Source organism: Bathymodiolus platifrons methanotrophic gill symbiont (assembly GCF_002189065.1).
Classification (GTDB): domain Bacteria; phylum Pseudomonadota; class Gammaproteobacteria; order Methylococcales; family Methylomonadaceae; genus Methyloprofundus.
Window position 1 is genome coordinate 1 of record NZ_BDMN01000425.1, and the last position, 5,051, is coordinate 5,051.

3 protein-coding genes and 1 pseudogene are annotated in these 5,051 nt (G+C 40.8%); 2 read left to right on the top strand and 2 right to left on the bottom strand.

Features of this window, described 5'->3' with window-relative positions; all coding sequences use genetic code 11:
• Positions 1-1,637: pseudogene (locus tag CDZ78_RS18680) on the bottom strand (SEL1-like repeat protein); the annotation flags it as partial.
• Positions 1,638-2,073: 436 nt separating this feature from the next.
• Here CDZ78_RS18680 and CDZ78_RS18685 point away from each other — a divergent pair.
• Complete coding sequence (locus CDZ78_RS18685) at positions 2,074-2,625, top strand: VapE domain-containing protein (RefSeq protein WP_167374404.1); 552 nt, start codon at positions 2,074-2,076, stop codon at positions 2,623-2,625.
• Between the two features lie 564 nt (positions 2,626-3,189).
• Here the strand turns inward: CDZ78_RS18685 and CDZ78_RS18695 are convergent.
• On the bottom strand, positions 3,190-4,041 hold the full coding sequence (locus tag CDZ78_RS18695) for a replication initiation protein (RefSeq protein WP_087871328.1): 852 nt from the start codon (positions 4,039-4,041) through the stop codon (positions 3,190-3,192).
• A 607-nt stretch (positions 4,042-4,648) separates the two neighbouring features.
• Here CDZ78_RS18695 and CDZ78_RS22380 point away from each other — a divergent pair.
• Positions 4,649-4,798 (top strand): hypothetical protein, encoded by a 150-nt coding sequence (locus CDZ78_RS22380; protein ID WP_167374405.1) that lies wholly within the window; start codon positions 4,649-4,651, stop codon positions 4,796-4,798.
• Positions 4,799-5,051 lie beyond the last annotated feature (253 nt).

Below are 5,051 nucleotides of genomic sequence, written 5' to 3' on the forward strand. Positions count from 1 at the left end.
CATTCACTTGCTAGATTCTGTGCCTTTTCTATTTGTGAGGCAGTCATTAACTTTGTAACAAGATCTCTATATTTATGCGCTTTTTTTACCCCACTAGACGCCGCAATATTAAAATATTTATGTGCCGTAACATAGTCCTGAGGGACACCTTTCCCACTCGCATACATCAATCCTAAGCCGTATTGTGCCATAGAAAATCCTTGTTCTGCTGACTTCCTGTACCACCTAAAGGCTTCTTTGTAGTCCTGAACGACACCATCACCACGGAAATACTTAACTCCTAAGTAGTATTGTGCACTAGCATGTCCTTGTTCTGCTGCCTTCCTGAACCACTTAACTGCTTCTTTGTCGTCCTGAACGACAGCTTTCCCACTGGAATACATCCCCCCTAATAAGAATTGTGCCTCACCATGTCCTTGTTCTGCTCCCCTCCTGAACCACTTAACGGCTTCTTTGTAGTCCTGAACGACACCTTCTCCCTTGGCATACATCAGTCCTACGTTGTATTGTGCACTAGCATGTCCTTGTTCTGCTGCCTTCCTGAACCACTTAACTGCTTCTTTGTAGTCCTGAACGACACCTTTCCCACTCGCATACATCCCTCCTAAGTATTGTTGTGCAACGGCAAGTCCTTGCTCTGCTGCCTTCCTGTACCACTTAACTGCTTCTTTGTAGTCCTGAACGACACCTTCCCCATTGGCATACATCACCCCTAATAAGAATTGTGCCTCATCATATCCTTGTTCTGCTGCCATCTTGTACCACTTACCTGCTTCTTTGTAATCCTGAACGACACCTTCCCCACTGGCATACACCCCTCCTAAGTAGTACTGTGTGCTAGCAAATCCTTGTTCTGCTACCATCTTGTACCACTTAACGGATTCTTTGTAGTCCTGAACGACACCTTCTCCCTTGGCATACATCTCTCCTAAGTTGTCTTGTGCACCAGCATGTCCTTGCTCTGCTGCCATCATGTACCATTTAATAGCTTCTTTGTCATCCTCAACGACACCTTCTCCCTTGCCATACATCCCTCCTAATAAGTTTTGTGCACTAGCAAGTCCTTGTTCTGCTGCCTTCCTGTACCACTTAACGGCTTCTTTGTCGTCCTGAACGACACCTTTCCCAATGGCATACATCAGCCCTAAGTTGTATTGTGCACGAGCATATCCTTGTTCTGCTGCCTTCCTGAGCCACTTAACGGCTTCTTTGTCGTCCTCAATGAAACGTCCCCCATATCTATACATCATTCCTAAGTTGTATTGTGCACCAGCATGTCCTTGCTCTGCTGCCTTTCTGAACCACTTAACGGCTTCTTTGTCGTCCCAAACGCCACCTTGCCCGTTTCTATACATCTTTCCTAAGTAGTATTGTGCACCAGCATTTCCTTGTTCTGCTGACTTCCTGTACCACCTAAAGGCTTCTTTGTAGTCCTGAACGACACCTTCACCGTTTCTATACATCTTTCCTAAGTAGTATTGTGCACCAGCATTTCCTTGTTCTGCTGACTTCCTGTACCACCTAAAGGCTTCTTTGTAGTCCTGAACGACACCTTCACCGTTTCTATACATCTCTCCTAAGTTGTATTGTGCACCAGCATATCCTTGTTCTGCTGCCTTCCTGTCTGAAAAATCCATACATCCATTAAGTGTTGTTAATGAAATTATTATTCCCAAAATTGCATAAAGAGGTTTCATCTTAATTATTGAGTAGCTAAAGTGCACGTTGAATAAAAACATATCTATTTGATATTAAAGTTAAAAAATACTCTATGAGTAGTTACCTATACTCTGATGAACGAGCGCTTAGTCACTTGTCCTAGTTGAAATGTTTTCATTCAAGTTTAATAATTTCAGTAGTATTCATTTGAGAGGTATGGCTTTCCCTGAACTGGATACTGTTGAAAAAACCCAAAAAGGGTGGACGAAGATGGACAACTATAAAACCCTAAATTGTAAATGTACAGGCGCGCCATGCTACCTCACGAAATTACGGGACTCCTGTCGCCGTAATTTCGTTCACCTACGCGTCGCCATGTATAGATGGCTAATACAATGCTGTGCAGCCGCTGATATGGCAAAGCATGAAGGTAAGCATCCAGATGCTATGCCCAAATATGAATGTGTGCTGGTGCTAGGTGGAGATGAAGGACTCCATAAAACTTCATTTATTAAATACCTACTCCCTGCGGAACTTCATAAATACATCAAAGACTCTGTTCGACTAGATACAAAAGACCGAGATTCTATGCTTAATATTCTTAGGTGTTGGATACCTGAACTTGCAGACCTAGACCCTGCGTTGAAGAAGAAATGGCTGCCCGAGTTAAAAGGATTTTTGGCAAAAGAGGTGGATGAAATAAGATTAACGTACGCTAGAAAACCTACAGTCATACGTAGGCATGTATCGTGTATGACTTCTGTTGATGGAGAATATCCACCCAAAGGCACTAGGTGGGATAGAAGATTTCTACCCATTATTGCTAAAGGTCGGTTAGATTATCCACGCGTTTCTAATTTTGATTATACAGACTTGTGGGCGTTTATCTGGCATGCCTATACACATGGGGGGGGGGGCAATGGTGGCTTATGCCCGAAGAAGAGGCTCTACGTGCGAAAATATTAGGCTATCCTGACAATAGGTCATTGAAAGATATAGTTTTGGAGGTGTTTGAGTTTACTGCTGACAAAACTGGTGAGGCACTTAGTAATAGAACAATTAAAATGACTAACTCCGAGATAATCAATGGGTTGCCTGAGAGTATAATAACTAACAGGTCGAACCAGATTGCTGTAAAAAAGTGTTAAAGGGGCTTAATGTGAAGCACAATAGGAGGACTTATTTTATGCCGCCTTTAAGTAAAGCTGATAGCTCAATCCATTAGAGTCAGATTCCCTTGTATTTTCTTATATAAGGGAATCTTCATATATCGAGTATACGCTAAAAAAAGTTACTTACCCCCAGGGCTAAGAGTCACCAGAATACTGTTGTTCATTTTTTGTTTCACGTTCGCATACAAGTAAGGTTAGCCCCTGTAATGCCCGTAGGGAGCCAATAGGTTCCCCATAATAACAGCAATATGATTTCTCTTAAACCGCGCTCCGCGCATCAATAATTTGTAGGGATAAAACATATAAAAAGGCTTAGCTAGAAGTCCGATATTTTGGGTTAAGTAGCCCGCTATGAACTCTATTTTTTATATTTCATCATAAAAGCTGTTTTGCTTAACGTGTAGCCTTCTTTTTCCAGAATTTCAAAGCCTTCTTTATAGCTCTGTATATGCCTAAAACGAGATTTTTGGAATTCTTTGTACGTATCTTCTGGCGAAAGATACTTTTTAGGGCTATTAGGATGTGTTCCTAGGGTTTTACGCTTCTTTTTAATGCTGAAGTGAAAGGCAACAATCGAACGGCCACATTTGATGTTTTTATAGCTTACATTCAGGTCTGTTTCAGTATTTATTTCCTTAGTTGCAACATCCAGAACCCACTTTTTAAAATCACACATAGTTTTGTACTTAGTGCCTAACGACAGAGTCTCCCTAATTTCCTTAACCTCAATTTCACGTTCGCCAATTTTTTTATATTGAACCAATAGTTCATAGAGCCGAATCCCATATGCTGATTTCAACCCTCCTATATTTTCAAGACGATAAATCGTAAAGGAGCCCTTTTTTTGTAAATTAATCAGGTACGGTATTACTTGACTAGAAAAATGTATTTCTGCACCTCCATCTTCATATTCAGCATCAGCTGATACCCAGCGGCATCGTAAGGGCTTCCTTCCTTCTCGCTTGATGACTAACTCCCTATCCCAAATAGAATTTACCGCTTTTCTTATTTCTCTATGCACGTTTTTTGGATCAATCCCAAATGCTTCTGAATATTCCATCGCTGAAATATAAAAAGGCTCTTCTTTGCTGATGGTTTTCTCAAATCCAATCTTTGAAATACAAGAATAAATCAAACGTAATTCTGGCACACTCATATAGTAACAAGCTTCGATTACATCATTGTGTTTTCTTACCATGTTTGTTTTCATTCGGGACCCAAATATAAAGAGTAAAAAATATAATCTCGTTACATTGTAGAATATAACAGGAGATAAATAAAAAAATTCGTTATATCACCGTAAATTACTCGTTATATCACCGTATTTCGTATTTAAAATCATAGGGATATAAGGCTGAAAGCTTTTAAAGCTTTTAAAGCTTGGAAAGGAGGAAAGTGCCAATACACAGAAAAAAAAGGATAAAAAGATGGGTAATATCCCCATTTTTTTAAATTGCGCAGCAAAAAAGAAAGAGTTTACATAACTTCACCAGTTCAAAAAAACGTAAGCGAAGCTTCCCACCTAGACAAGTTACGCCACTTACTTTAACGGCTTGATTTTTTCAGTCAGGTTCCAGGGTAAAAACTGATCCAATGCCTCTGGATTATAGTGCCTACCAAGCTTGGGTAGTGCGATGAGTAAATACTTTAAGTAATCAAAAGGCTCTTAAAGAAACAACATCCTGAATAATTGATTGATTCTCCCAAATGTCATCGACACGCTTGCACTCAAGAGATATCTCCATTGGACGTTGGCGTCCAATGGAGATATCTTTCAGAAGCAAGAAACGATAAAGATCTACGTCTTTTAAAGCCCAATGATTGCGACAGAACCCTTAATATTGATGCAAAAGGGTTATAAGGTTGAAGAGCTGAAAGAACCAGAGAGTCTGATTATTATCAAAGGAAAGGCTAAAGCGGTAAAGGCGGGGAACTATGGTTTTCCCAACCATGATAATTTATCCTAATTGAGCAAGAAATTGATTTCATTCACGTTTAATAATTAGTTGAAATTCGGGGAGTCGCTATTTTTGCGAAAGCTTGTTTTGGGCATCCCAGCCCAAGCAAGCAGCAAAAACTTAACGCGACCACTTATGCCTCCGGCGGCCCCGATTCGTCCTCGTCACCTCGTCCCGACCCAACAAGGGGTCGGAACATAGGCTCCAAATGACTTGACGCCGTGTCGGATGGCCTTTTATTTTGTCTCCACCTTCGCTAACG